The organism is Micromonospora sp. NPDC023888, from assembly GCF_040639415.1.
In the GTDB taxonomy this organism is placed as follows: Bacteria; Actinomycetota; Actinomycetes; order Mycobacteriales; family Micromonosporaceae; genus Micromonospora.
Map to the genome: position 1 here is coordinate 97552 of NZ_JBEZZW010000020.1, position 21973 is coordinate 119524.

18 protein-coding genes are annotated in these 21973 nt (G+C 70.5%); 14 read left to right on the forward strand and 4 right to left on the reverse strand.

Annotation, left to right across the window (positions count from 1 at the left end):
• Positions 1-254 precede the first annotated feature (254 nt).
• From AB0F61_RS19425 to AB0F61_RS19450, 6 genes are all read left to right on the forward strand, one after another.
• Positions 255-1022: a Crp/Fnr family transcriptional regulator gene (locus AB0F61_RS19425; protein WP_357811475.1), complete on the forward strand. Its 768-nt coding sequence runs from the start codon at positions 255-257 to the stop codon at positions 1020-1022.
• Positions 1023-1306: 284 nt separating this feature from the next.
• Positions 1307-3076: a hypothetical protein gene (locus tag AB0F61_RS19430; RefSeq protein WP_357811478.1), complete on the forward strand. Its 1770-nt coding sequence runs from the start codon at positions 1307-1309 to the stop codon at positions 3074-3076.
• 346 nt (positions 3077-3422) lie between these two features.
• The gene (locus tag AB0F61_RS19435; RefSeq protein WP_357811481.1) at positions 3423-3848 is read left to right on the forward strand and encodes a hypothetical protein; all 426 of its coding nucleotides are present in this window, start codon (positions 3423-3425) and stop codon (positions 3846-3848) included.
• Position 3849: 1 nt separating this feature from the next.
• Positions 3850-5415, forward strand: a complete 1566-nt coding sequence (locus AB0F61_RS19440) for an AAA family ATPase (protein ID WP_357811484.1) — start codon at positions 3850-3852, stop codon at positions 5413-5415.
• A gap of 343 nt (positions 5416-5758) precedes the next feature.
• Complete coding sequence (locus AB0F61_RS19445) at positions 5759-6358, forward strand: hypothetical protein (protein WP_357811487.1); 600 nt, start codon at positions 5759-5761, stop codon at positions 6356-6358.
• Between the two features lie 42 nt (positions 6359-6400).
• Positions 6401-7237 (forward strand): aldo/keto reductase, encoded by an 837-nt coding sequence (locus tag AB0F61_RS19450; protein WP_357811490.1) that lies wholly within the window; start codon positions 6401-6403, stop codon positions 7235-7237.
• A 165-nt stretch (positions 7238-7402) separates the two neighbouring features.
• On the opposite strand, the gene AB0F61_RS19455 is transcribed toward AB0F61_RS19450, so the two are convergent.
• Positions 7403-9472: a phosphocholine-specific phospholipase C gene (locus AB0F61_RS19455; RefSeq protein ID WP_357811493.1), complete on the reverse strand. Its 2070-nt coding sequence runs from the start codon at positions 9470-9472 to the stop codon at positions 7403-7405.
• A gap of 117 nt (positions 9473-9589) precedes the next feature.
• On the opposite strand from AB0F61_RS19455, the gene AB0F61_RS19460 reads away from it, so the two are divergent.
• Positions 9590-10633: an SEC-C metal-binding domain-containing protein gene (locus AB0F61_RS19460; RefSeq protein ID WP_357811497.1), complete on the forward strand. Its 1044-nt coding sequence runs from the start codon at positions 9590-9592 to the stop codon at positions 10631-10633.
• A gap of 9 nt (positions 10634-10642) precedes the next feature.
• Here AB0F61_RS19460 and AB0F61_RS19465 read toward each other — a convergent pair whose 3' ends face one another.
• Positions 10643-11248 carry an ABATE domain-containing protein gene (locus tag AB0F61_RS19465; protein WP_357811500.1) on the reverse strand — a complete coding sequence of 202 codons (606 nt, stop codon included), beginning with the start codon at positions 11246-11248 and terminating at the stop codon, positions 10643-10645.
• Between the two features lie 92 nt (positions 11249-11340).
• Here AB0F61_RS19465 and AB0F61_RS19470 point away from each other — a divergent pair, with 92 nt between their 5' ends.
• From AB0F61_RS19470 to AB0F61_RS19490, 5 genes are all read left to right on the forward strand, one after another.
• Positions 11341-12087: a metallophosphoesterase gene (locus AB0F61_RS19470; protein WP_357811503.1), complete on the forward strand. Its 747-nt coding sequence runs from the start codon at positions 11341-11343 to the stop codon at positions 12085-12087.
• A gap of 2 nt (positions 12088-12089) precedes the next feature.
• Positions 12090-12719, forward strand: coding sequence for a LysE family translocator (locus AB0F61_RS19475; protein WP_357811506.1), 630 nt, complete (start codon positions 12090-12092; stop codon positions 12717-12719).
• A 77-nt stretch (positions 12720-12796) separates the two neighbouring features.
• Positions 12797-13546: a hypothetical protein gene (locus AB0F61_RS19480; RefSeq protein WP_357811509.1), complete on the forward strand. Its 750-nt coding sequence runs from the start codon at positions 12797-12799 to the stop codon at positions 13544-13546.
• A gap of 50 nt (positions 13547-13596) precedes the next feature.
• A complete protein-coding gene (locus AB0F61_RS19485; RefSeq protein ID WP_357811511.1) occupies positions 13597-14799 on the forward strand; it encodes an SGNH/GDSL hydrolase family protein in 1203 nt (400 codons plus the stop codon).
• A 74-nt stretch (positions 14800-14873) separates the two neighbouring features.
• Positions 14874-15377: a DUF2231 domain-containing protein gene (locus AB0F61_RS19490; protein WP_357811514.1), complete on the forward strand. Its 504-nt coding sequence runs from the start codon at positions 14874-14876 to the stop codon at positions 15375-15377.
• 21 nt (positions 15378-15398) lie between these two features.
• Here AB0F61_RS19490 and AB0F61_RS19495 read toward each other — a convergent pair whose 3' ends face one another.
• Together AB0F61_RS19495 and AB0F61_RS19500 are read right to left on the reverse strand one after the other, a co-directional pair.
• Positions 15399-16055: a DUF998 domain-containing protein gene (locus tag AB0F61_RS19495; RefSeq protein WP_357811517.1), complete on the reverse strand. Its 657-nt coding sequence runs from the start codon at positions 16053-16055 to the stop codon at positions 15399-15401.
• 140 nt (positions 16056-16195) lie between these two features.
• Complete coding sequence (locus AB0F61_RS19500) at positions 16196-19549, reverse strand: S8 family peptidase (RefSeq protein WP_357811520.1); 3354 nt, start codon at positions 19547-19549, stop codon at positions 16196-16198.
• Between the two features lie 224 nt (positions 19550-19773).
• Between AB0F61_RS19500 and AB0F61_RS19505 the strand changes: the two genes are divergently transcribed.
• Together AB0F61_RS19505 and AB0F61_RS19510 are read left to right on the forward strand one after the other, a co-directional pair.
• Positions 19774-21657 carry a Xaa-Pro dipeptidyl-peptidase gene (locus AB0F61_RS19505; RefSeq protein ID WP_357811523.1) on the forward strand — a complete coding sequence of 628 codons (1884 nt, stop codon included), beginning with the start codon at positions 19774-19776 and terminating at the stop codon, positions 21655-21657.
• Between the two features lie 20 nt (positions 21658-21677).
• Positions 21678-21899, forward strand: coding sequence for a hypothetical protein (locus tag AB0F61_RS19510; RefSeq protein ID WP_357811525.1), 222 nt, complete (start codon positions 21678-21680; stop codon positions 21897-21899).
• Positions 21900-21973: the final 74 nt, after the last annotated feature.

Consider the following 21973-nt stretch of genomic DNA (forward strand, 5'->3'; position numbering starts at 1 on the left):
TCAGCCAGCCGACAGGCGAAGCATTCGGTCGGGTGGGCGATCCCTCGCCCTTTCGTACACATCTCCGAAATCCCCTGGGTCCGGGGCGGTAATCCCGTACTAATCCGGGATCGCGCGGCTCCGCAGGTGCGAGAGTCGGACGCGTCGGCGTACGCGAGGGGGAGCCAGTGGGATCACGAACGTCAACAGCCCCACCACGATCGTCGGTCGGCGACGCGACCGTCCACCATCGAGCCGTTGCAGGCCGAAGCCCGGTGCCCCAGACTTGGCGGATCATCAGGGGTGTCGGCGGGCCAGGCGAGGTGGCGGTGGACGGTGTCGTACGACGCTCGGACGCGCCACCCGCGCGAGGATTCCTCGCCCGACTGCCGAGCGCCATCCGCGAGGAACTGCTCGGCCGCGGCCACGCCTGCCGCTACGAGCCGGGTGACCTCCTGCTCCTCGAGGGTGGCACCGACACGTACGTGATTCTCCTGATCAGTGGTTTCGTGAAGGTGACGAACAACGTGGAGGGCGTGGAGGCGTTGGTCGCCATTCGCGGCGCGGGCGACATCGTCGGGGAGTCGGCGGCCCTCGCCGATCTGCCCCGCATGGCTAGCGTCACCGCCTGCGGCGTGGTGACCGGGTGCCTGGTCACCGCCGAGGCCTTCCGCCACGTCCTCAACCGGCACCCCGACGCCGCCCGACTGGTCACCTCGACCGTGGCCGAGCGACTGCGCTGGGCCAACCAGCGCCGCGCCGACTTTGTCGCCTACCCGGTGGAGGTGCGGGTGGCCCGGGTCCTAGCCGAGATCGCCCAAACGCACGGGCGGCAGGCCGACGACGGCAGCGTGGTCATCGACGTGCCGTTGAGTCAGCCGGAGTTGGCGACAATGGTCGGCGCGGCCGAGGCTACCGTCCACAAGGCGTTGCGAGCGCTGCGGAAGGCGGACCTGATCCGCTCCGGTTATCGCCGCATTGTCATTCTGGATCCGGCCGCCCTGCGGCGGATGGCCCACGAGCCTCCCGACTGGATTTCGTAGCCGAACGTTCGTCCGGGTCGCATGATCGGTGCTGGACCGACGCCACTTTCGATATCCGTTCGGTCGAGCCTTCGACACCTTTGGTCGACGCGACGACCACCGCACCGGGTCAAACATTCATAACGTCACATTGAGCACCACGAACCTCTCCCTATTTATGCCTCCTCCAGGCCGCACATCCCAGTACCGTTCACGGGATCGGTCGGGAAGAGAACGTCGCCACTGACCGATCCTCCGGATCCGCATGGCGGTCCCTCCCCTACTCGTTACGTGGACCGGAGACAATGACTGATTTGAGCAGCCTGCACAGGCAGATTCACCGCACCCACGAGTTGGTCGCCTCCCTGGGGCAGGCCATCGGCCAGGTCGACACCCGCGTCGGCGTCCTCGGGCAGAAACAGGAGGACGCCCGGAGCGATCTCCTCCACCTGCGGGCAGATTTCGCGGAGTTCGTGGAGCAGGCCCAACGAGACGCACGTGTCAGCGACGCCAACCTGAAGATCCTTAAGCTCAAGGGCGAACTGGAGCACCAGTTCGGTCACCACGACGTGGTTCGTCGCACAGCGGTGGGCATGCTGCGGGCCTTCGACCTCGGGCTGGTGCGCAAGGAGACGGTCCGCGCCATCGGTGAGCAGCTGATGGTGCAAACCCCTCGCTATTGGCTCGCCCCGGTGCTGGTGGCGCTCGCGGCGTGGTCGGGAGATGCCCCGGACCGGTGCGTCCAAGCGGTGGAGGAGGCGTACCGCCGCTCGCCGGGCCACACGTCGCTGTTCCTGACGTTGGTCCTTCGACGGCAGGGACGACGATCCAGCGCCGTGCGATGGCTGGAGCACTACCTCGAGGCGCAGGACCCGGCAGCACTCAACCGCGAGTTCGCGGTCGTGCTGGAGGCGGTAGCCCAGGGCGCCTTCGGTCCCGGTGGCCTGGAGGTCGTCCGAGGCCGGGTCGACGGCTGGCACCGCCTCCTGCTGGACGACGAGGCCGTCACGCTCGCTCAGGTCAACCGCTGGCGTCGAGAGATGGAGACACACGTCCAGCCCGACGCGGTCGCGAACGACTTCCCACGTCTGGCCGAGGCCTCGCCGGAATGGCCCCAGTTGCACCGCGCCCTGGCCTGCGCCGAGGCACACCAGTCGATCGTCAACCGCTACCGCGAGCTGATGAACGCGGACGTACCGCCGAGCAGCGGCATCGAGGATGCCATCGACGACATCCTCGATCAGTTGGTCGAGGAGTACGACTTCGAGGAACTGCCGCTACGCCGGGAACTCGTGGTCAACGAGGCGATCGTCGCGGCCCGCGGCAGCCTGACGGAGGCGCGGGCGGTTGAGCGTGAGTCCACCGCCCTGAACGACACGAGGGACTACCTCACCATCCAGACGGAGTCGGCCCTCAATCCCGACGAGATCGGCGTGTCGACGCAGACCCAGCGGCTGGCGGTGGCCTTCTGCCATGACTGGATGAGTACGTCCCACGCGGCGTTCACCCGCGACTACCGCGTCGCGCTGCCCGGCGTGGTCTCGGTGACCTTCGACCTCACCGACAACCTCGGCCTGCCCGGGCTGCGGCTACCGCGGTGGACCGGCTCCTTCGATCGGCCGGTGAAGGTCCTGGAGCAGTCCCTGAGTGCGCACTGGAACCGACACACCGAGCGGTTCCTGAGTGGCCTCGCCTTCGAGTGGCACAAGCGTGTCGTCGCGCCGGCGGTGGTGCTCCTCCTCGTCCTGCTGGTCGTGTCCGTCGTCGGCGCTCTGTGGCTGGGCATCTTCGTGACGCTCGGAGCTGGCGTGATCTGGGGCCTGGTTCTCAAGTCGCAGGCCGACGACGCGGCCGAGGAGCAGAGGAAGGCCCGCGAGCGCGTGGCGCAGGCCACGAAGAGGTCGCTGGTGGAGCTGCGAGCCGCCGGTGCGGAGCTGAGCGACTGGACGAGTCGGTTCAGCGCCGCGGACGCCAAGGAGGCGGACGTGAAAACCCTCATCGCCGACCTCGCCACGGTCGGCGCCCCGAGCAGCCCGTACGAGCGGCGCGTGGTCGGCCGCCTTGAGGAGGCATGACATGACAGCTCAGGATCCAACGACCGATCCCGCGTCCGACGCGCCAGAGGAAGCCGGGGCGCAGGGCGTCCCGTGGGCGCGTCAGCCGAACCCGGCGAGGCACCGAACGACGAGTCGCGCTCGACAGATCGTCGAAACGCTTCCCGACTGGGAGCCGATGCCGCCGGGTGTGGCCGTCCGCCGGCCCCGGCAGGACTGACGCGTGGCAGTCACCGGCAGCGGCTACCAGGCTTGGGTAACGTTCCTGGACCGGTGGCGAGCCGGCCAGGCAGACGACGCGCGAGAGCTTCCGCTCCTCGCCGAACAAAATTTTCCGGCCGACAGCTGGGCTCGGCTGATCCGACGGATGACGGAGGTGTTGGCGTCCCGTCTGCGCGCCTGGGCCGACGGGCTCCTTCGTGCCATGGCCGAGGCCAGGGACGAGTTCGAGGTGGCACGGGCGCTGACGCAGTCCCGGCAGGGTCTCGCCGTCATTCGGGCGGTCGCGGCTCATCCAGGTCTGCCACCACAGCTCTCGCGCCAACTCCTCGACGCGGTGAACGAGGCGATCAGCGCTGCCCAGCAGGCGCTGCTGGACAACATTGAATCGGCCCGCCGTGCCGGCGTGGACGACCGGATCGTCCAGGCCCGGCTCCGCACCCTTCGCGACAACCCGATCACCGTGCACGCCGCGACGGCTCCGCGGCGAACCGACGCCTGGTCGTGCGACCCGTCCCGGCCACCACGCCGGCAGATCCTCATCGATCCCCCGCCCATGCGTCCCGAGGAGTAGCGTGTCCCATTACGACGAGGCCCGCCGGGATCTCGACAGTTACATCGCCGCCCGGGTCCCGCTCATCGGCATCCGCAGCGCCGAGCAGTCGCGTGCGACCCGCCTCCTGCGGGAAGCCGCCGCGGCCCCGCGCAGAGCCAGCTTCCCCTTCTGGATCTACACCCGGGCTACCGGCCTGCGGGACCTGCGGACCAACAGCCCGGTCCAGGAGGACCGGTCGCTTGTCGCGGCCATGGAATTCGCCGCGGCTCAGGTAACCCGGCGGGCACAGGCCACAATCGTGTTCGTCGAACCGGACGACCTCAGCGGGGACTCTCCCGTCACCCGGCACATCGCGGAACTGGCCCGCCTCGCGGACACCCAGTCCGGCAGCATTGTGCTGATCACGGACACGCCGATCTGGAGCGGTCTGCAACGCCTCGGGATGAGCATCTCACTCGATCCGCCGAATGCCGCCGAGATGTACGGCATCGTCGTCGAGTTCCTCAAGGAACAGCAGGGCGCCGTCACAATCGACTGGGCCGAGGCGGAAGCCCGGCGCGCCGCCGAGTTCCTCGTTGGAGTGCCGGAAGGTACCGCCATCAACATCCTGGCGACCATGGCCGCCGCGGGGCGGCTACGGCGAGAGGACGTGGACCGCCTCGCCGAGATCAAGGACAAGCACTTCTCCGATCTCGCGGGCCTCGAACGCGTCTCGCTCGGCCAGAACGATCACAAGATCGGTGGACTGAGCTCACTGCGCACCTGGTTGGACCGCCGTCACCAACTCATGCTCTCCGACCTGCGTGGCGCCGGGCTGCGTCCCCCCAGGGGTGTGCTCCTGGTCGGCGTACCCGGATGTGGGAAGTCTCTGTCCGCCAAGGCAGTGGCGGCCCAGTGGCGGTTACCTCTCTACCGCCTCGACTTCGCCGCCATCCTCGGCATGTACGTGGGGCAGTCCGAGGCTCGGCTGCGCGAGGCGCTTGACCTGGCCGACCGGACGGCCCCCTGCGTCCTCTGGATCGACGAGATCGAGAAGGGGCTGGCCGGGCAGCACGACTCGACGGGAGTCGGCCGCCGCCTGGTGGGGCAGTTCCTGTTCTGGCTGCAGGAGTCGCCCTCCCGTGTGTTCGTCGTGGCCACCTCGAACGACATCCGGTCACTACCGCCGGAGCTGCTGCGCAAGGGGCGATTCGACGAGCTCTTCTTCGTCGACCTCCCCGACGACACGGATCGGGCGGAGATCATCCAGCTCTATCACCGTCGGTATGTCCACGAGGAGGTTCCCCCGGACCTGCTGGAAAGGTTGGTGGCCCTCTCCGACGGGTTCGCCGGCTCCGACATCGAGTCCGCACTCGTCGAGGTCGGGTACGAAGTGATGCTGCTGGAGGGCAAGGGCAGCGTCCGGGCGGACTTCGTCGTCGACACCTTCGTCAACACCAATCCGCTCAGCCGCACGCACCCGGAGGAGATCGCGGAGATCCGGGCCTGGGGCCGCGATCGGGCGGTACCCGCCGGCGCGGCCGGAACTCCTGGCGCGTCCGGTACTGGCGCCCGCCGTCGAGTGATCGTCCCCGGCGACGCGTAGGGAGGATGAGATGAACAGCGACAACCAGCCCGACAGTGGGGCGATCTGGAACGTCCGTGACCTCGTCGGGGACCTGGCCGACGAGGTGCCTCCGCATCCACCGGCGCCTGCTCCGCGGACGTCGGCTCATCAGCTTCCGGCGACCGGCGACTCCACCTCCGCTCGCCCCCGCGACGTCGGCGACAACTCCGCTGGGCGCCCAGTTGACATCGCCGCCGAGGCGCCCGCCACGAGAGCAGCCGAACCACCGTGGCGAGGCGAGCTGCTCGGCGCCGAGGTGATGCCCGCGAACCCGAGCGGGACCTCGATGCGGACTCTGACCATATGGGCGGGGATCGCACTTGTGGCGGTGCTCGTGGTGGCCGTCGCGGTAGCGGTGGGGCAGGACGGTGGCGCCCAGCCAGGATCGTCTTCCGTCAGTGCGGTCCCAACGGAGCCCCGCGAAACCTTCGGCGACGGGGATCCGGGCGGTCACGACCTTTCGGAGGAGCCGATCCCCTCCGCCACGACGATCCTGGACCCGGAGGACGAGGCCCTGTCGGCGCTACACGAGCTGAATGGTCAGGACCTGCCCACGGTCTCGCTCGAAGGCCGGTACGCGGCACAGCTCGCGTCGAAGACCGTGGGCATCGTGGATCCGAACCAGGTCGCGGAGAACGGTTCACACACCTTCTACGCACAGGACATCTTGGCCGAGCACAACCACCTGCGGCAGAGGTTCGCCGACGAGACCCGGATTGTCCTGCTGCTCAGCACCGACTACGGGCGGCAGCAACTACACGAGGGCCAACCCCTCTGGGTCACGTTCGCGCTCGTGTCGGATTCATCCAAGGAGGGTGTCGCGAGCTGGTGCGCCGCGCAGTTCCCATCACTCAGTGCGGAGGCCCTGGAGAATCAGTGCGTGGCGCGACGGCTGAACCCGCTCGGCACGTCAGCTGGCTGACTCCGACCGGGCCGAGAAGTGTGTACGGGTAGGGTCCCCAACATGGCTATTCCCCACCTGACGGCGGCCGACGGCACCGCCCTGCCGGCGATCGGGCTCGGCACGTACCGACTCAACGGCTCGGCTGGTGTCGACGCGATCGGGCAGGCGATCCGGGCGGGCTACCGGTTGATCGACTCGGCGGTCAACTACGAGAACGAGGGCGCCGTTGGCCGGGCGGCCCGTTCGGCGGGTGACGTGCGGGACGAACTGATCGTCACGTCGAAGCTGCCGGGGCGGCACCACCGTTACGACGAGGCGCTGACGACCATCGAGGAGAGTGTGTTCCGCACCGGGCTCGACCGGGTCGACCTGTATTTGATCCACTGGCCGAACCCCACTGTCGACCTGTACGTGCAGGCGTGGCGGGCGCTGATCGAGGCGCGCGAGCGTGGCCTGGTGCGGCACATCGGCCTCTCCAACTTCCTGCCCGAGCACATCGACCGGCTGGTGGCCGAGACCGGGGTCGCGCCGGTGGTCAACCAGATCGAGGTGCATCCGTACTTCCCGCAGCAGGAAGCACTCGACTACCACCGCGAGCACGGCATCCTCGTGCAGGGTTGGAGCCCGCTCGGCCACGGCAACGACGTGCAGGAGCACCAGGTCGTCGTGGAGATCGCGACGGCCCATGACGTCAGCCCGGCGCAGGTCATCCTCGCCTGGCACGTGGCCCGCCAGGTGATCCCGCTGCCCAAGGCCGCCTCCCCGCAGCGGCAGGCCGAGAACCTGGACGTCTTCGGCATCAAGCTCACCGACGCGCAGGTCGAGGCCATCACCGCGCTGGGCCGCGCGGACGGGCGGCTCGCGGACCAGGACCCTGCGGTGTACGAGGAGTTCTGATCGCCCCGACCATGCTCGACCAGCACCACAGAGCGTGCCGTCTGAGGGGCCGGACGCGGTGACGAGCGTGATGACTGTGAGGCATCAAGATGCCTGTGAGTCATCACGCTCATCACCACATCGGCCGCCTGATCCACGCCGCTCGACCGCCGGCGGGACAAAAGCTCAGACAAGCCCGCCGAGGGCCGGGTCGCTGATGCTGTCCTTGCCGTTCTCGACGTGGCCCGCGCAGTGGTACGCGAAGCCGGCGTCACCCGCGACGGAAACCGTCAGGTCGTACCAGCCGTGGCTACGGGCCAGCGCCCACGTCGCGCGCTCGGTCTCGCCGGGGCGCAGGGACAGCTTCACCGGACGGGAGTTGTACCGGTCCCGGACGGTCACCTCGACCCGCTTCGACCCGCGGTTCTTGAGGGTGAGGGCGAGCTTGTAGTCGCGCTCGTCGTACGCGGGGGTGACGTCGAGGTGGGATCGGTCGCCCGCGAACCGGCGGAAGAACCCGTTCGGGCCGTGCACCGACAGGTCGTAGGAGGACTCGACAGGCCAGGTGTCGGTGAGGTGCTTGCCCGGCTCGACGGTGAAGCTGCGCGGGGCGTCGGCGCTGCCGGCCTGGCGGACCTGGAAGACCGCGGCGACCCCGCCGGAGTTGCGGAAGTCGATCCGGAGGGCGTCGCCGTCGATCCGGGCGTCGGCGTGCAGGGTGTACGGGACGGCCCGCGCCGGGCGTACCCCGTGCTCCTGCTTCGGCAGCCGCTGGTCCGCGGGCGGGACCGGCACCTCGTCGGGGTGCCGGACCAGCTCCTCGGGCTTGAAGTCGTCGGTGTCGGGCAACCTGACCTCGCGTGAGCGGTTCGGGTTCCGGAAGTCGAAGGCCGTGGTCAGGTCACCGACGACGGCGCGCCGCCACGGGGTGATGTTCTCCTCGATCAGGTCCGGGCGGCCGTGCCCGAACCGCGCCTCCAGGAACTTGATCAGCGAGGTGTGGTCGAAGACCTGCGAGTTGACGTAACCGCCGCGCGTCCACGGCGAGACGATGACCATGGGCACCCGGACACCGAGGCCGTACGGCCCGGCCGGGTGGTCGGCGTCGCCCGGGAAGATCTCGTTGGTGGTCGGCACTGTCGACTGCCCGTGCTCGCGGGTCTGCGGGGGCGTCGGCGGGACCACGTGGTCGAAGAAGCCGCCCTCCTCGTCGTACGTGACGAACAGCGCCATCTTGCTCCACACCTCGGGGTTCGCCGCGAGGATGTCGATGACCTGCGAGATGTACCAGGCGCCGAACGCCGGCCCCCAGTTCGGGTGCTCGGTGTACGCCTCGGGCGCGGTGATCCAGGAGACCTCAGGCAGGCGTCCCGCCTCGACGTCGGCCCGGAAGTCGGCCAGCAGCGCCTCGGGGTCGCGACCCTGGGTGCGCACCTCGGTGCCGGTCTTGGCCCGGTCCGCCAGCGGAGTGCCGGGCTGCGCGTTCTGGTACTGGTGGAAGTAGAGCAGCGAGTTGTCGCCGTAGTTGCCGATGTACGGGTCGTTCGTCCACCCCCAGGAGCCGGCGGCGTCGAGGCCGGTGCCGACGTCCTGGTAGATCTTCCAGGAGATGCCGTTGCGCTCCAGCCGCTCCGGGTAGGTCGACCAGTCGTAGCCGGCCTCCGCGTTGGTGATGACCGGGCCGCCGCCCTTGCCGTCATTGCCGACCCAGCCGCTCCACATGTGGTAGCGGTTCGGGTCGGTCGGGCCCATCAGCGAGCAGTGGTAGCTGTCGCAGACGGTGAAGGCGTCGGCGAGCGCGTAGTGGTACGGCAGGTCCTGGCGGGTGTGGTAGGTCATCGCCGTGACGCCCTTGTTCGGCACCCACCTGTCGAACCGGCCGTCGTTCCAGGCGGCGTGCCCGTCGTTCCAGCCGTGCGGCGGGTCCGGCAGGAAGGTCTGGCCGAGGTCCTTCACCTCGGGGCGGAACGGCAGCAGTTCGTCGTCGCCGTTGGGCTGGTGCCACACGTCCCTGCCGGACGGCAGTGTCGCCGGATGGGGGTCACCGAAGCCGCGCACGCCGCGCATGGTGCCGAAGTAGTGGTCGAAGGAGCGGTTCTCCTGCATCAGGATGATGACGTGCTCGACGTCCTTGATCGTGCCGGTCCGGTTGTTCGCCGGGATGGCGAGCGCCTTGCTGAGGTCCAGCGGGAGCGCCGCGCCGATCGCGGGAACGCCCATCGCCTTGAGGAAGGTACGACGATCTACCGTGCCCATAACTCCGCCTTTGTGCGATCTGGTCGAGAAACTGGCGCCCGGACGCTACCGAGGGTGGGTTGACGGCAGATGTCCATAGTTGGGCCGGGCGGGAGCACGCCGACGTACCGTGAGAACGTGCCGACGAGAGACGTACTCACCAAGGCTGACCTCGCCGAACTGCGCCGCTCGGCGCTCGGGACGGCCGACCCGCTCGGTGTCGCCGCCGACCTCGCCGAGGCGGCGGAGCAGGGCCGGCTGGAAGATCCGGACGACGCCGGGGACGCCCTGACCCTGGCCGCCGAGATCGCCGAGATCCGGTCGAGACCCGAGGCCGCCCTGCGGTACGCGGAGCAGGCCCTGGCGGCGTACCCGTCCGGAGACGACCCGCGCGCCGGGTTCGCCCGGGCGCTGCGGTCCCGGGCCCTGTTCCGGGCCGGCGGTCGCGACGACGAGGCGATGGCGGAGTTGACCGCGCTGCGCCCGTTGCTGCTCGTGCAGCCCGACGCCCCCGCCTACATCAGTGCCGCGCTGGACGCGGGTGGTCGTTCGGCGACCGCCGAGACGTGGCTGAGCGAGGCGGTGGACACCCTGCTGGGCGAGCGCGCGGCCGCGGCGTCCGGGCCGGCGAGCACCGCGATCGACCCGGTGGTCGATCTCGGTCCGCCGGACGCGCCGGGTGTCCTCTTCTTCCTGCTGCAACAGCGACACCGGGTACGCCGGAATCTGAACCTGCCGCACGATCGGCAGGACGACCTGGCGGACCGGTTGGAAACCCAGCTCGTGCGCCGGGCCGGGGAGCGCCGGGACGCCGAGTCGGATTTGCTCTTCTGGCCTCGCGCCGAGTTCGATCGGCTTCTTGCCGAGCACGCCGCGCTGGGCGAGGTGTACGGGCCGGACTGGGACGCGCACCGGGGCCGGCTGGAGAAGGAACTGGTCCGGCTGAGGGGTGCCGGTCAGGCCGGGTTGGGCGTGTTCCGCGCCACCGTGGACGGGCTGAACGCGTTCGCTGGTCGACGTGAGGGTGACCCGGCCGACGCGGCGGTCCGGGCGGGGTACGCGGCCGAGGTGCAGGCGCGACCCAGCGCGCGGGTCGCCTGGCCGCCGGAGCGCAACGACGCCTGCTGGTGCGGTTCGGGTCTGAAGTACAAGAAGGACTGCCTGCCGCGTTCGCGCGGCTGAGAGCGTCGGTTACCGGGCTTCGGCACGACGGTGGTAGTGCCGCGCGACGCGGGCCCGGTTGCCGCAGGAGGGCTTGCACCACTCCTGCCGCGGGTGGTCCTTGACGAAGTAGCGGACGCAGCGCGGCGCGGGGCAGGCGCGCAGTTCGTCGCGGGCGGGGCTGGCGAGGAATTCGATGGCCGCGCGGGCCAGCCCTGCGGTGAGTCGCACTCGCGGGTCGACCGCCTCGCCCTGCCAGGTGAGTGTCGGCGTCCCCTCCTGCGCCCAGCTCAGCACCGGCCGGACCGGCAGCGCCGCGGCGGCCTGGTTGAGCCGGCTGACCGCCTCCGGTGGGGAGAGCAGCGAGGATGAGTCGGCCCGGCTCGGCGGTCCCGGTCGGACCGCCACCGCGAAGAGGGTACGTGCGGCACGCCGTACCGCCACCACGTCGAGACGGGTCTGCTCGTCGGCGGTGCTGGCGACGGCGTCGAGCCCGCCGACGTACTCCCGCAGTGGCTCGGCCTGCTCGCGGAGCCAGGCGGTCAGGCCGTCGACATCGCCGAGGTCGTCGGCGACCCCGCCGTTGCCGTCGTGCCGGATCGTGCTGACCAGGGCGAGCGCGAGCTGCGGTGACATGGGCTCTCCTTCCGTTCCGGCTTGTGCGGCCGACCTGGCCCATAGTAGCTTCCCTAATGCCTTCAACGGTAATAGCCATTAGGAGAACCTTCGTGCTGGTCATCGCCCATCTCAGTGACACCCACCTCGACAGGCATCCCCGATCGGCCGAGCGGACCGCCCGGGTCATGGACTACCTACGCGCCCTGCCACGACCGGTCGACGCGATCCTGATCACCGGGGACATCGCCGACCACGGCGAGGTGGCCGAGTACGAGTTGGCCGCACGGCTCTTCGACTCCTCACTGCCGGTCCTGGTCTGCCCCGGCAACCACGATGTGCGCGACGCGTACCGCAAGGGTCTGCTCGGTGACGACCGCGGCGGCACCGGCCCGATCAACGCCCGTCACGACGTGGCCGGCGCGGTCTTCCTCCTCGCCGACTCGTCGGTGCCGGGCGAGGACGACGGCCACCTGGACGACGAGACGATGACGTGGCTCGCTGCCGAACTGGGCTCGGTGCCGGCCGACACGCCGACGTTCATCGCCTTCCACCATCCTCCAGTGGTGCTGCACCACCCGGTCATCGACCCGACGCGGCTGCTGCCCGCCGATCCCCTGGCCGAGCTGGTCGCCGCCCACCCGCAGGTCGTCGCCGTGCTGACCGGGCATTTCCACACCGCCGCCGCGAGCACCTTCGCCGGCCGCCCACTGCGGATCGCGCCGGGCGTGGTGTCCACCCTCCGGATGCCCTGGGAGGGCGAGGGGCGGCTGACCACCCAGACCCAGCCGCCCGGCGTCGCGTTCCACGTCTACGACGACACCGGGCTGCTCACCACCCACTACCGGGTGGTGGTCTGAGCATGCAGGGAGTAGCAGTGCTCGGTTTCCTGGTCGCCGTCGCGCCGATCACCGCCACTCCGGGGGCGAGCCTGACGCTTGTCGTCTCGCGGGTCGCCACCGGCGGGCGGCGGCAGGGCTGGTGGGTGATCCTCGGTACGGTCACCGGGCTCTACGTGCATGCCACCCTGGCCGCCGTCGGCCTGGCCGCGTTGGTGCTCCGCTCGTCGCAGGCGTTCTGGGTCGTCAAGCTGGTCGGCGCCGGTTACCTGGTGGGGCTCGGGATCTGGCTGCTCTGGTCCGCGGCCCGCCGCCCCACCGGGCCGCCGCCGACGGTGCGGGCCCGGCGGCTGCCATGGCGCGTCCACCACCCCTACCTGCAGGGGCTGCTCGGCAATGTCCTGAATCCCAAGGCCGCCGCCATCTACCTCACCCTCGCACCACAGTTCCTCGAACCGGGCCGACCGGTGCTGGTGCCGATGCTGCTCCTCGCCACGGCACACGCCGCCCTGCACACCTGCTGGCTCGCCGGTTGGACGGCGGTCTCCGGCGCCGCCGCCCGGCTGCTCCGCAAGGCGAATGTGCGGCGCGTGTTCGATCGGCTGACCGGTGCGATCCTGCTCGGCCTGGGCGTGCGGGCGGCGGTGACCTGAGTCCGAAGTGGCCGCCGCGGATCACGCTCGGCCGTACGGGGCATCGGTGCGGTCCCGGCTGCGACATAATCCCGATCGTGGTCAGGACGAGACGGCGATGGGTCTTCGGCGCAGTCGCGCTGCTGGTGGTGGCGCTGCTCGGCGCCGGCCTGTGGCGGTATTTCGACAGCCCGGCGAGCAGGACTCACGACAGTGCCGTGGCCGACGCCGCGAAGAAGGTCGACCAGGTCCTGTTCGAGTTCGAGTACGACCACCTCTACCAGGCGGACAAGTACGTGCACTCGGCCAGCCAGCACCCCGAGGTCGCCGTCCTCACGGTCAGTGGGGAAACGCACTGGCAGACCGGCGTGACCTTGGTGCTGCGGGTGCTGGGGCACGGGGTGGAGATCGGCGCGGACGGCTCGGTGATCGACGAACGCGACGAGCCGATCTGCTTCCGCCTTCAGCTCGGCCCGCACGACGACCGCCGCGACGATGACATCGAGTGCCCGGCCGATGATCCCCTCCAGGTTGTCCAGGATCCGTCGCTCAGCGGCGTCGACGAACGGGTGAAGAGCGCTCTGCAGGCCGCCGGCCCGGACGAGTCCGCCGTCCGCGCGGCGATCGCCGACCTGGGTCTGGACCCGGCCATCACGCAGGAGGTGACCGCGGAGGGCGGCAGGGTCGGCGTCGCCCTGCGGGCCGCGCAGTACGACTGCATCCTCGCCCGCGTCACCACGAAGGGTGCGGAGCTCTGGCGGCCGTCGCACACCCAACTGGCCCCGGGCGAGTTGCGCTGCGCCGCGCCGACCGCCCTGGGCAGCAATTTCGGTAAGAGCCCGCACTGATTTCCGTGAGCTGGGGGTCTCTCATGCGGGCCGGGTCCACACGTCGCGTGGTGGCGTCCACCGTCGCGGCGCTGCTCACGGCGCTCTGCGTACCCCTGGTCGGGTACGCGGCGCGGACGCGGCACGAACCGGCGGCCGCCGCGGACCAGCACTTCGCGGTCACCTGGGCGGCCAGTGCCGACCGGCTGAAAGCCGGGCCCGCCGAGCGCAGCTACCGGCTGGTCGTCCGCACCAGCGTCGGTGGGAACGCCCTCCGGATCCGCCTGACCAACGCCTTCGGCGACCACCCGGTCACCTTCGCCAGCGCCTACGCGGGGTTGCAGTGGCAGGGTGCGGAGCTGATCCGGGGCAGCAACCGGCGGCTGACGTTCGGCGGGCAGTCGTCGGTCACCGTCCCGGCCGGGGAGGCGATCCTCAGCGACCCGCTGCCCGGGGACGTGCCCGCCCAGAGCAATCTCGTCGTGAGCCTCCACGTCACCGGTGCCCAGGGGCCGACGAGTGGGCACGCCCTGGCCATGCAGACGTCGTACGCGACGGCGGGTGATCATGCCGCCGAGGAGGCGGCGGTCAACTGGACCGACGCGATGAGCTTCTGGTACTGGTTGGACGCGGTCAGCGTGCAGACATCCACCGAGATCAGCTCGGTCGTGACGCTTGGCGACTCCATCACCGACGGCTGGGCCTCCACCACGGACCTCAACCGTCGCTGGCCCGACTACCTCTCCCGGCGGCTCCAGGCCGCGACCGACAGCACGGTGAAGGGCGTGGCCAACGAGGGCATCTCCGGCAACAAGGTGCTCGCGAACGGCGCCGGAGAGGCCGCGCTGCACCGGTTCGATCGCGACGTGCTCGCCCACCCCGGGGTCGGCACGGTGTTCGTGCACGAGGGCATCAACGACATCAAGGCCCGCACCGGCGTCACTGTGGACGACCTGGCCGCCGGCTACCGGCAGTTGGTCGACCGGGCGCACGCCGCGGGCAAGTGCGTCGTCGGCGCGACGCTGATGGCCTACAAGGGCTGGCCCGAGTACGACGCCGCCGGTGAGGCCGTGCGCCAGGGCGTCAACGACTGGATCAGGCACAGCGGCGTGTTCGACGCCGTGGTCGACTTCGACAAGATCACTCGCAGTCCGTCCGACCCGCAGTCGCTCCTGCCGCTCTTCGACGGCGGGGATCATCTCCACCCGAACGACAACGGCATGCAGGCGATGGCGGACGCCGTCGACCTGGCCGCACTGCGCTGCGGGGGCTGACACGCGCTTGCGGTACCGATACCGTCCATTCCTGGACGATCGACGTCCAACCGACACCAACGGAGGAGACGCCGATGTTCGAGGAGTTCCTGGGCATCCCCGCCCACCCTCTGGTGGTGCACGCCGCAGTCGTGTTCGTGCCGCTGCTGGCTCTCCTGACGATCGGCTACGCGCTCGTCGCGCCGATCCGGCCGCACACCCGCTGGGTGCTGGGGCTGCTGGCCCTGGGCGCACCGGTCGCCGCGCTGCTGGCAAAGCTCTCCGGCGACGCCTTCTTCGACCGCATGCGTACCGCCGGCCGGGTCACTCCCGAATTCGTCCCCACGCTGGAGACGCACCAGGGTTTCGGTGACAACACGCTCTGGGCCACCATCGCGCTGGCGATCGTGGCGCTGGCACTGGTCTGGTTCGTCCCCCCGACGAAAACCGCCGAGGCGGGCGCCACCGAGGGCGGGCGACCCGGTCGGGCGTTGACCCTGACGTTGCAGGTGTTGTCGCTGGTGGCCGCCGCCATCGCCGTGTACTACGTGATCCGTACCGGCGACTCAGGCGCGAAGGCGGTCTGGACGGGCCAGTGACCCTCAGGCCACCACTGATCCTCAGGCCAGCTCTGTGCGCGCTCGCCAGGACAGCGCCACGAGCCAACCTGAGATGAGCACCGCTCCGACGGCGAAGCGGATGCTCGCACTCCCCTCGCTCCAGGGCAGGGCGGTGAGCACGAACGCGACGGCACCGCTGGTGGCACTGTAGACCGCCCAGCCCCAGCGCCCCTGGCCAGCGAAACGCCGGGCGAGCAGCAGCCCGGCCGCGATCAGCGACAGGAACGCCGCCGCGCCGCACACTGTGTGCAGGATGCTGCCCGTGCTGGCCTGCTCGGGCAGCCCGCTCGGGGCACCGGGTGGCCAGCCGAGCGCGGGATCCGGGACGAAGACCCCGCCGCCGACCATCGCCACCCCGTAGACGCCGACCAGCACCGGCACCACCGTCCCGGCCCGACCCGGGCGCAGTGCCCGCCACAGGCCCACCGCGAAGGCGACGGCCAGCAGGCCGGTGCCCGCGAACGCGATGACCTGCAGCCACCCGAGGTCACCGAGGGTGAGTGCGCTGACCGCATGCCGGCGCAGATCGAAACCGGATCGGGTGAACGCCTGCCCGAACGACAGGGCGGGGAAGAGTACGCCGGCAACAGTGCCGCAGCCCAGCAGGATCCGGGTTCGGCGGAGCCGGAGATCGGGGGCGGTGGTCAGGGACGTCATCGGCGCACCTCTCGGGTCGGCGTTCCGTTCTACCGTCACGACGAGCGAGGCGGGCCGGGATCGACACCGCGCACCGAGAAACCTGGCGGGGTGCCGGTGCGGCCCGGTCGGGGGGTCGGGCCGCACCGGCGGGATGACCATCAGCCGGCGTTGTACGCCCGGATGATGGTCTGGTCGATACCGCTACCACCGTTCGCGGCGGCCTTCACCCGCAGCGAGACGGCCTGCCCGGCGGCGGCCTTCGGCAGGGCGACCCGGTAACTGTCGCCGCTCGCGGTGACCCGGGCCGACGTCCAGGTGGCGCCGTCGTCCGTCGAGGTCCACACCTGCAACGACGTCACCTTCTGCGCCTTGACGCCGTGCGCCTGCCGGACGGCCAACTCGGCAGTCGCCCCGGTGACGTGGTTGGTGGTGTCCATGGGCAACGCGTAGTCCAGCGCGAGCAGCGGCAACGGCACACTTTCCGTTCCGTCCGGCCCGGCGGACCGGAACGTCCAGGAGGTGTTGACCTTGGTTGAGATCGGCAGGATCAGGCTCGTGTCGACGTCGAGGTTCAGTCGGTAGTCCGCCATCTGCTGCGGCACCGTGAAGTCGGCGAGCGGCCGGTTCCGCTCGCCGACGAGCTTGCCGTCGCGGTACAACGACAGCGTGCGGTTCACGCCGATCGAGTCGCCCTGCAGGCAGTCGGCCCGCTGGTGCTGGTCGGTGAGGGTCACCAGGTCGATGTGCAGGTTGCCCCGGGTCCGCGACGGCGCGGTGGCGCAGGTGTGGCCGGCGCCGGCCGGGTCGTCGTACCAGCCGGAGTGCAGCGGCTGCCGCGCCCAGACCTTGGCCTGCCGGCTGCCCGGCTGGTAGCTGCGGGGCGCCTCCTGGGCCGACAGGCCACCGTAGACGCCCTCGTCGGCCCAGAGGTAGCCGGGCGACAGGTAGTCGGTGCGGTACGGCGGCAGGTTCCCCTCGTGGGTCTCGGTGACCCACACCCCGTCCGGCGTGAAGCCGGTGCGGATCAGTTGGGTGACCATCCCCTCCGAGTCGGTTTGGTGGAACCGTTCCTCGATCCGGGCGAGTTCGGCCTGCTCGGTCGCGTTCACCCGGTACGCGGGATCGGCCGGTACGCCGTTCGGGTACTGGTGGACGAGGTTGTAGCGGTACGGCTTGGCCGTGCCGGCCGGTGAGTCGAGGTTGACGGCGGCCCAGCTACGAAGCGACCCGACGCCGGGCTTCGGCAGTGCTGAGGTGCGGACGGCCGTCGCGGTCCCGTACCCGCTGATCTGGTTCCACACGGACAGACCGTTCGCCGCGGTCTGGACGTTCGTGAAATCGATCTTGGTGGCCCTGGTGGCGACTCCGTCGACGGTGGCCGTCACCGGCTTGGCGCGTGCCGGGTCGAGCGTCACGCTCCGGTTGCCCGTGACGTTCAGGTCGCTCTCGCCGACGAGCGTCGTCTCCAGCACGTCGCTGTCGACGTAGTAGGCGACCGAGGCGCCCAGCACCGAGTACCGGCCGGCCGGCACCCGCAGCGTGAAGTCGTCTCCGGGCACACCGCCCGCCCCGCCGTAGTAGATCACCGGGTCGGTGAGGTTGGTGACCGCGAGGTTGATCCAGGTCTCCGCGCCGTCCTTCAGGCCGGACAACGGCTTCGTGTGGATCGTCAGGTCGTAGCTGGGCTGTTCGACGTAGAAGCTCACCGGCGTGGTGGCGACCAGCTTGCGGCCGGCGGTACGGGCGGTGACGGTGGCCAGGTAGAAGCCCGGCCGGGCGGCCAGCGCCGCGCGGTCGACCCGCAGGGTCGTCCCGGCGGTGGTGCCGCGCTTGAGCGTCAGCCGGTCCGTCGACAGCGACGCCGCGCCGCGCGGCACCGGCTGACCGTCGTGGTTGACCACCGACACGTCGAGGTCGAGGACGCTCGTCGCCGGGGTGGCCGCGCCGGTCCAGCTCAGCTTCGCCTCGCTGGTCCCCGACTGCGGGTACGCGAAGGTGCCGAGGTTGACCACCGGCTGGTTGCTGGTGGGGCCGCCGAGGGCGCGGGAGGCGTTGAGCCGGCCGGCACCGACGGCGTACGCGTCGACGCCGGTCAGCGGGTCGGCGGCCCCGACGAGCGCGGCCTTGAGCTGGGCACCGGTCCAGTCGGGGTGCCGCTGGGCGAGCAGCGCGGCGGCGCCCGCGACGTGTGGGCTGGCCATCGAGGTGCCGCTGATCGCCTCGTAGTGCTCGTCGATCGGGTGCTGCAGGTTGGTGCCGGCGGCCCGTGCGGCGACGATGTCGACACCGGGCGCGACCAGTTCCGGCTTTGCCACGTTGCTGGTGACCAGCGGCCCGCGGCTGGAGAAGTCGGCGAGCTTGTCGTCCCGGTCGACCGCGCCGACGGTGAGCGCGCTGGCGGCGGAGCCGGGCGAGGAGATGGCCCCGCCGCTGTTGCCGGCGGCGATGACGAACAGCACGCCGGTCTGCCTGCTCAGACCGTCGACCGCGAGCGACAGCGGGTCGTTGCCGTCGTCGGGGTCGCTGCCGCCGAGGCTCATGTTGATGACGTCGGCCCGGGCGGCGGCCCACTCCATGCCGGCGATGATCCCGGAGTCCTCGCCCGAGCCGTGGTCGTCGAGGACCTTGCCGATCACCAGCTTGGCGTCCGGCGCCACGCCGCGACGCTGGCCGTGCGCGGCTGCGCCGGTGCCCGCGATTGTCGACGCGACGTGCGTACCGTGGCCGTTGTGGTCGACGGCGTCACCGCCCTCGGCGGTGAAGTCGGACCGGTCGGCGACCCGGCCGACCAGGTCCGGGTGGGTGAAGTCGGCGCCGGTGTCGAGCACCGCGACCCGGACGCCGGCGCCGGTGTAGCCGGACTTCCAGGCCTCGGGTGCGGCGATCTGTCCCAGGTTGCGGTCGAGGTCCCGCTGCGCTCCACCGCCGGTCAGCGCGGTGGCGCGCACCTTGCGGTCGAGCCAGACCTTCTTCGCCCCGGCGAGCAGCGAGTTGGTCGCCAGCTTCGCGGTGGCCTGGCTCTTCTTGGGTACGCGGCCGGCCACCGCGCCGATGCTGGGCAGCGGCAGTACGTCGCCGAGCGCGGCGACCCGGGCGGACGCGGTGGTGGGCTGCACGATGAGCGGCAGTTCCGCGGTGTTGTCGTCGTCGTACCCGTCGGCGATCAGTGTGGTGACGTCGAAGAGGTCGGGGTCGAGGACCGGACCGATCTGGGACGCGACGCGGGCGGGGATGACGTGCAGGTGGCCGTCGGGGCCACAGGTCTGGCGGATCACCGCGTTCTCGTCGGCCGGCCGGACGGTGGCCTGCGGGCATCCCGAGCCGGTGCTGCGGACGGTCACGACGTCCCCGGTCAGCAGGGTGACGGTGTGCGTCCTGCCGTCGATCGAGGTGGCGGGTGTGCCGGTCAGGCCGATGCCGCTGGGTCCCGCTGTGGCCGCGCCGCCCGGTAGGGCGGTAAGCGTCGTGGCCGTGACGGCGACGGCCAACAGCCACCGTGTTTTCCTGAGCATGTTGCTCCTCGTCTTATGTGGACGAAAGCGCCTCTTCGGGCGACTTCCCGCAAGATCATATGCACGGGTACGTGATCTTCGGGGGGCACATTGTGGACAAGCAGCGCATCCCTCTCCGAAGGGATCGACGGGATCCGGGCCCGGACCTAGCATGACCACGAATGGATCTTCGAGATTGGCCCCTGCCGACACCCGGCGACCAGCCCAACCGAAGGGAGACGCGCATGCGTCGACCCCGCCATCTGGCACTACTGAGCGTCGGTGTGTCCGGCGCCCTGGTCCTGACCGCAGCCCCCACAGCGACTGCGGCCCCGCCCACGACCACCACGCCCACCGGCATCGTGGTCAGCGACGGCATGACCCAACCGGTGTTCTCGCTCGCCGACGCGATCGAGGAGCGGGTGTTCGTCCAGACCCCGGTCGACACCGATCACGACGGTCGGCTCGACCGGGTGGCGATCGACATCTCCCGCCCCCGGGAGACCGCCACGCAGGGCTTCAAGGTGCCTGTCATCTTCGAGCACAGCCCGTACCGCAAGGACACCTGGGGTGACGTGCCGTACCCGAGCGTGCTCGTCGACGACCTGCCGCAGAACGGTCTGACCGACCGGTCCGGGCGGCGGGCGCTCGACGCGGACGCCCAGCGGGCCCAGGCAAAAGCCAACCTGCCCGGCTCGCTCGACGACTACTACGTGCCCCGCGGGTACGCGGTGGTGCTCGGCCAGAGCATCGGCACCGGCGACTCGGACGGCTGCCCCACCAGCGGCGACCAGGCCGAGACGCTCGGCACCAAGGCGGTCATCGACTGGCTCAACGGCCGGGCGAAGGGCTACGACACCAACGGCGCCCCGATCACCGCCGGCTGGACCACCGGGGCGGTCGGCATGACCGGCGTCTCCTACAACGGGACGCTGCCCAACCAGGTGGCCACCACCGGGGTCAAGGGACTCAAGACCATCGTGCCGGTCTCCGCGATCAGCAGCTGGTACGACTACTACCGGGCCAACGGTCTGGTCGTCGCGCCCGGCACCTACCAGGGTGAGGACCTCGACATCCTGGCCCAGTTCACCGCCGGGCAGGCCCGAGCCGAGGGGCCCTGCGCCGACGAGCTCGCCACGATCACCGCGGAGCAGGACCGGGTCACCGGCGACTACTCGGAATTCTGGCGGGACCGCGACTACCTCGACGCCAGCAACGTCAAGGCCAGCGTCTTCGTGGTGCACGGCCTCAACGACTGGAACGTGAAGACCGAGCACTTCGCCGGCTGGTGGGACCAGCTCGCCAAGCGCGACGTACCGCGCAAGATCTGGCTGCACCAGGGCGGGCACGGCGGTCCGGGCAGCAGCGCGTCGGTGACCCTGCCGAGCGGCCAGACGTGGACCTACAAGCAGACCGAGAACCGCTGGTTCGACTTCTGGCTGTGGAACGTGCGCAACGGCATCATGGACGAGCCGACCGCGGTGCTCCAGCGTGAGGACCGCGCCTACACCACGTACGCCAACTGGCCCGACCCGGCCGCGCGGGAGGTCGGCCTGCGGTTCGCCGCCACCGACGCCACCGCACCGGGCGCGCTCACCACGGGCAAGCCGCCGAAGGCCAAGGTCGAGCAGAGCTTCGTCGACGAGGGTCGGACCATCCACCCGGACGCCCTGGTCGCCAACCCCGACACGGCGAGCGGCAACCGGCTCGCCTACCGCTCCCCCGCGCTGACGCGGGACGTCCGCATCTCCGGACGTCCGGAGATGCGGCTGCGGATGGCGATCGACAACAAGCCGGACGCGAACCTCACCGCGTACCTGGTCGACTACGGCCCAGCCGGATCGACCGCCGCCCCGACAGTGGTGACCCGGGGTTGGATGGACCCGCAGAACCGCAAGAGCGCCGCCCGCACCGAGCCGGTCAAGCAGGGCAAGCTGTCCGACTACCGGTGGACGATGGAGCCGAAGGACTACATCTTCCCGGCGGGCCACCGGATCGGGGTGGTCGTCTTCTCCAGCGACCAGGAGTACACGCTGCTGCCGTTGGGCGGCACCGAGCTGCGGGTCGCGCCGAACGACAGTGAGCTGCGGCTGCCGGTGGTCGGCGGGCGGGGCGTCCTCGGGTTCTGATCCCGTCCTCGCTGGGACAGGTGGGGCGGTCCGACGCGTTCGGGCCGCCCCACCCGCTTGTGGGGCGGCCCGACGTGTTCGGCCCCCACCCGCCTGTGGGGCGGTCCGACGCGTTCGGGCTGCCCCCGCTTGTGGGGCGGTCCGACGCGTTCGGGCTGCCCCCGCTTGTGGGGCGGTCCGACGCGTTCGGGCTGCCCCACCCGCGCGTCCGGCCACCCCGTTGGCACGTGCGGCTGCTCTGAACCAGGCAAACCACGCAGGCCGCCGTGATCCACTCGGATTTCATGATGTCGGGGCATCCTGGCCGCTGGGATAC

Bases quoted from the DNA above. Each gene is read 5' to 3' on its own strand.
- AB0F61_RS19430 (WP_357811478.1), top strand. From the start codon at position 1,307: ATGACTGATTTGAGCAGCCTGCACAGGCAGATTCACCGCACCCACGAG.
- AB0F61_RS19435 (WP_357811481.1), top strand. From the start codon at position 3,423: ATGACGGAGGTGTTGGCGTCCCGTCTGCGCGCCTGGGCCGACGGGCTC.
- AB0F61_RS19450 (WP_357811490.1), top strand. From the start codon at position 6,401: ATGGCTATTCCCCACCTGACGGCGGCCGACGGCACCGCCCTGCCGGCG.
- AB0F61_RS19455 (WP_357811493.1), bottom strand. From the start codon at position 9,472: ATGGGCACGGTAGATCGTCGTACCTTCCTCAAGGCGATGGGCGTTCCC.
- AB0F61_RS19465 (WP_357811500.1), bottom strand. From the start codon at position 11,248: ATGTCACCGCAGCTCGCGCTCGCCCTGGTCAGCACGATCCGGCACGAC.
- AB0F61_RS19475 (WP_357811506.1), top strand. From the start codon at position 12,090: ATGCAGGGAGTAGCAGTGCTCGGTTTCCTGGTCGCCGTCGCGCCGATC.
- AB0F61_RS19490 (WP_357811514.1), top strand. From the start codon at position 14,874: ATGTTCGAGGAGTTCCTGGGCATCCCCGCCCACCCTCTGGTGGTGCAC.
- AB0F61_RS19495 (WP_357811517.1), bottom strand. From the start codon at position 16,055: ATGACGTCCCTGACCACCGCCCCCGATCTCCGGCTCCGCCGAACCCGG.
- AB0F61_RS19500 (WP_357811520.1), bottom strand. From the start codon at position 19,549: ATGCTCAGGAAAACACGGTGGCTGTTGGCCGTCGCCGTCACGGCCACG.
- AB0F61_RS19505 (WP_357811523.1), top strand. From the start codon at position 19,774: ATGCGTCGACCCCGCCATCTGGCACTACTGAGCGTCGGTGTGTCCGGC.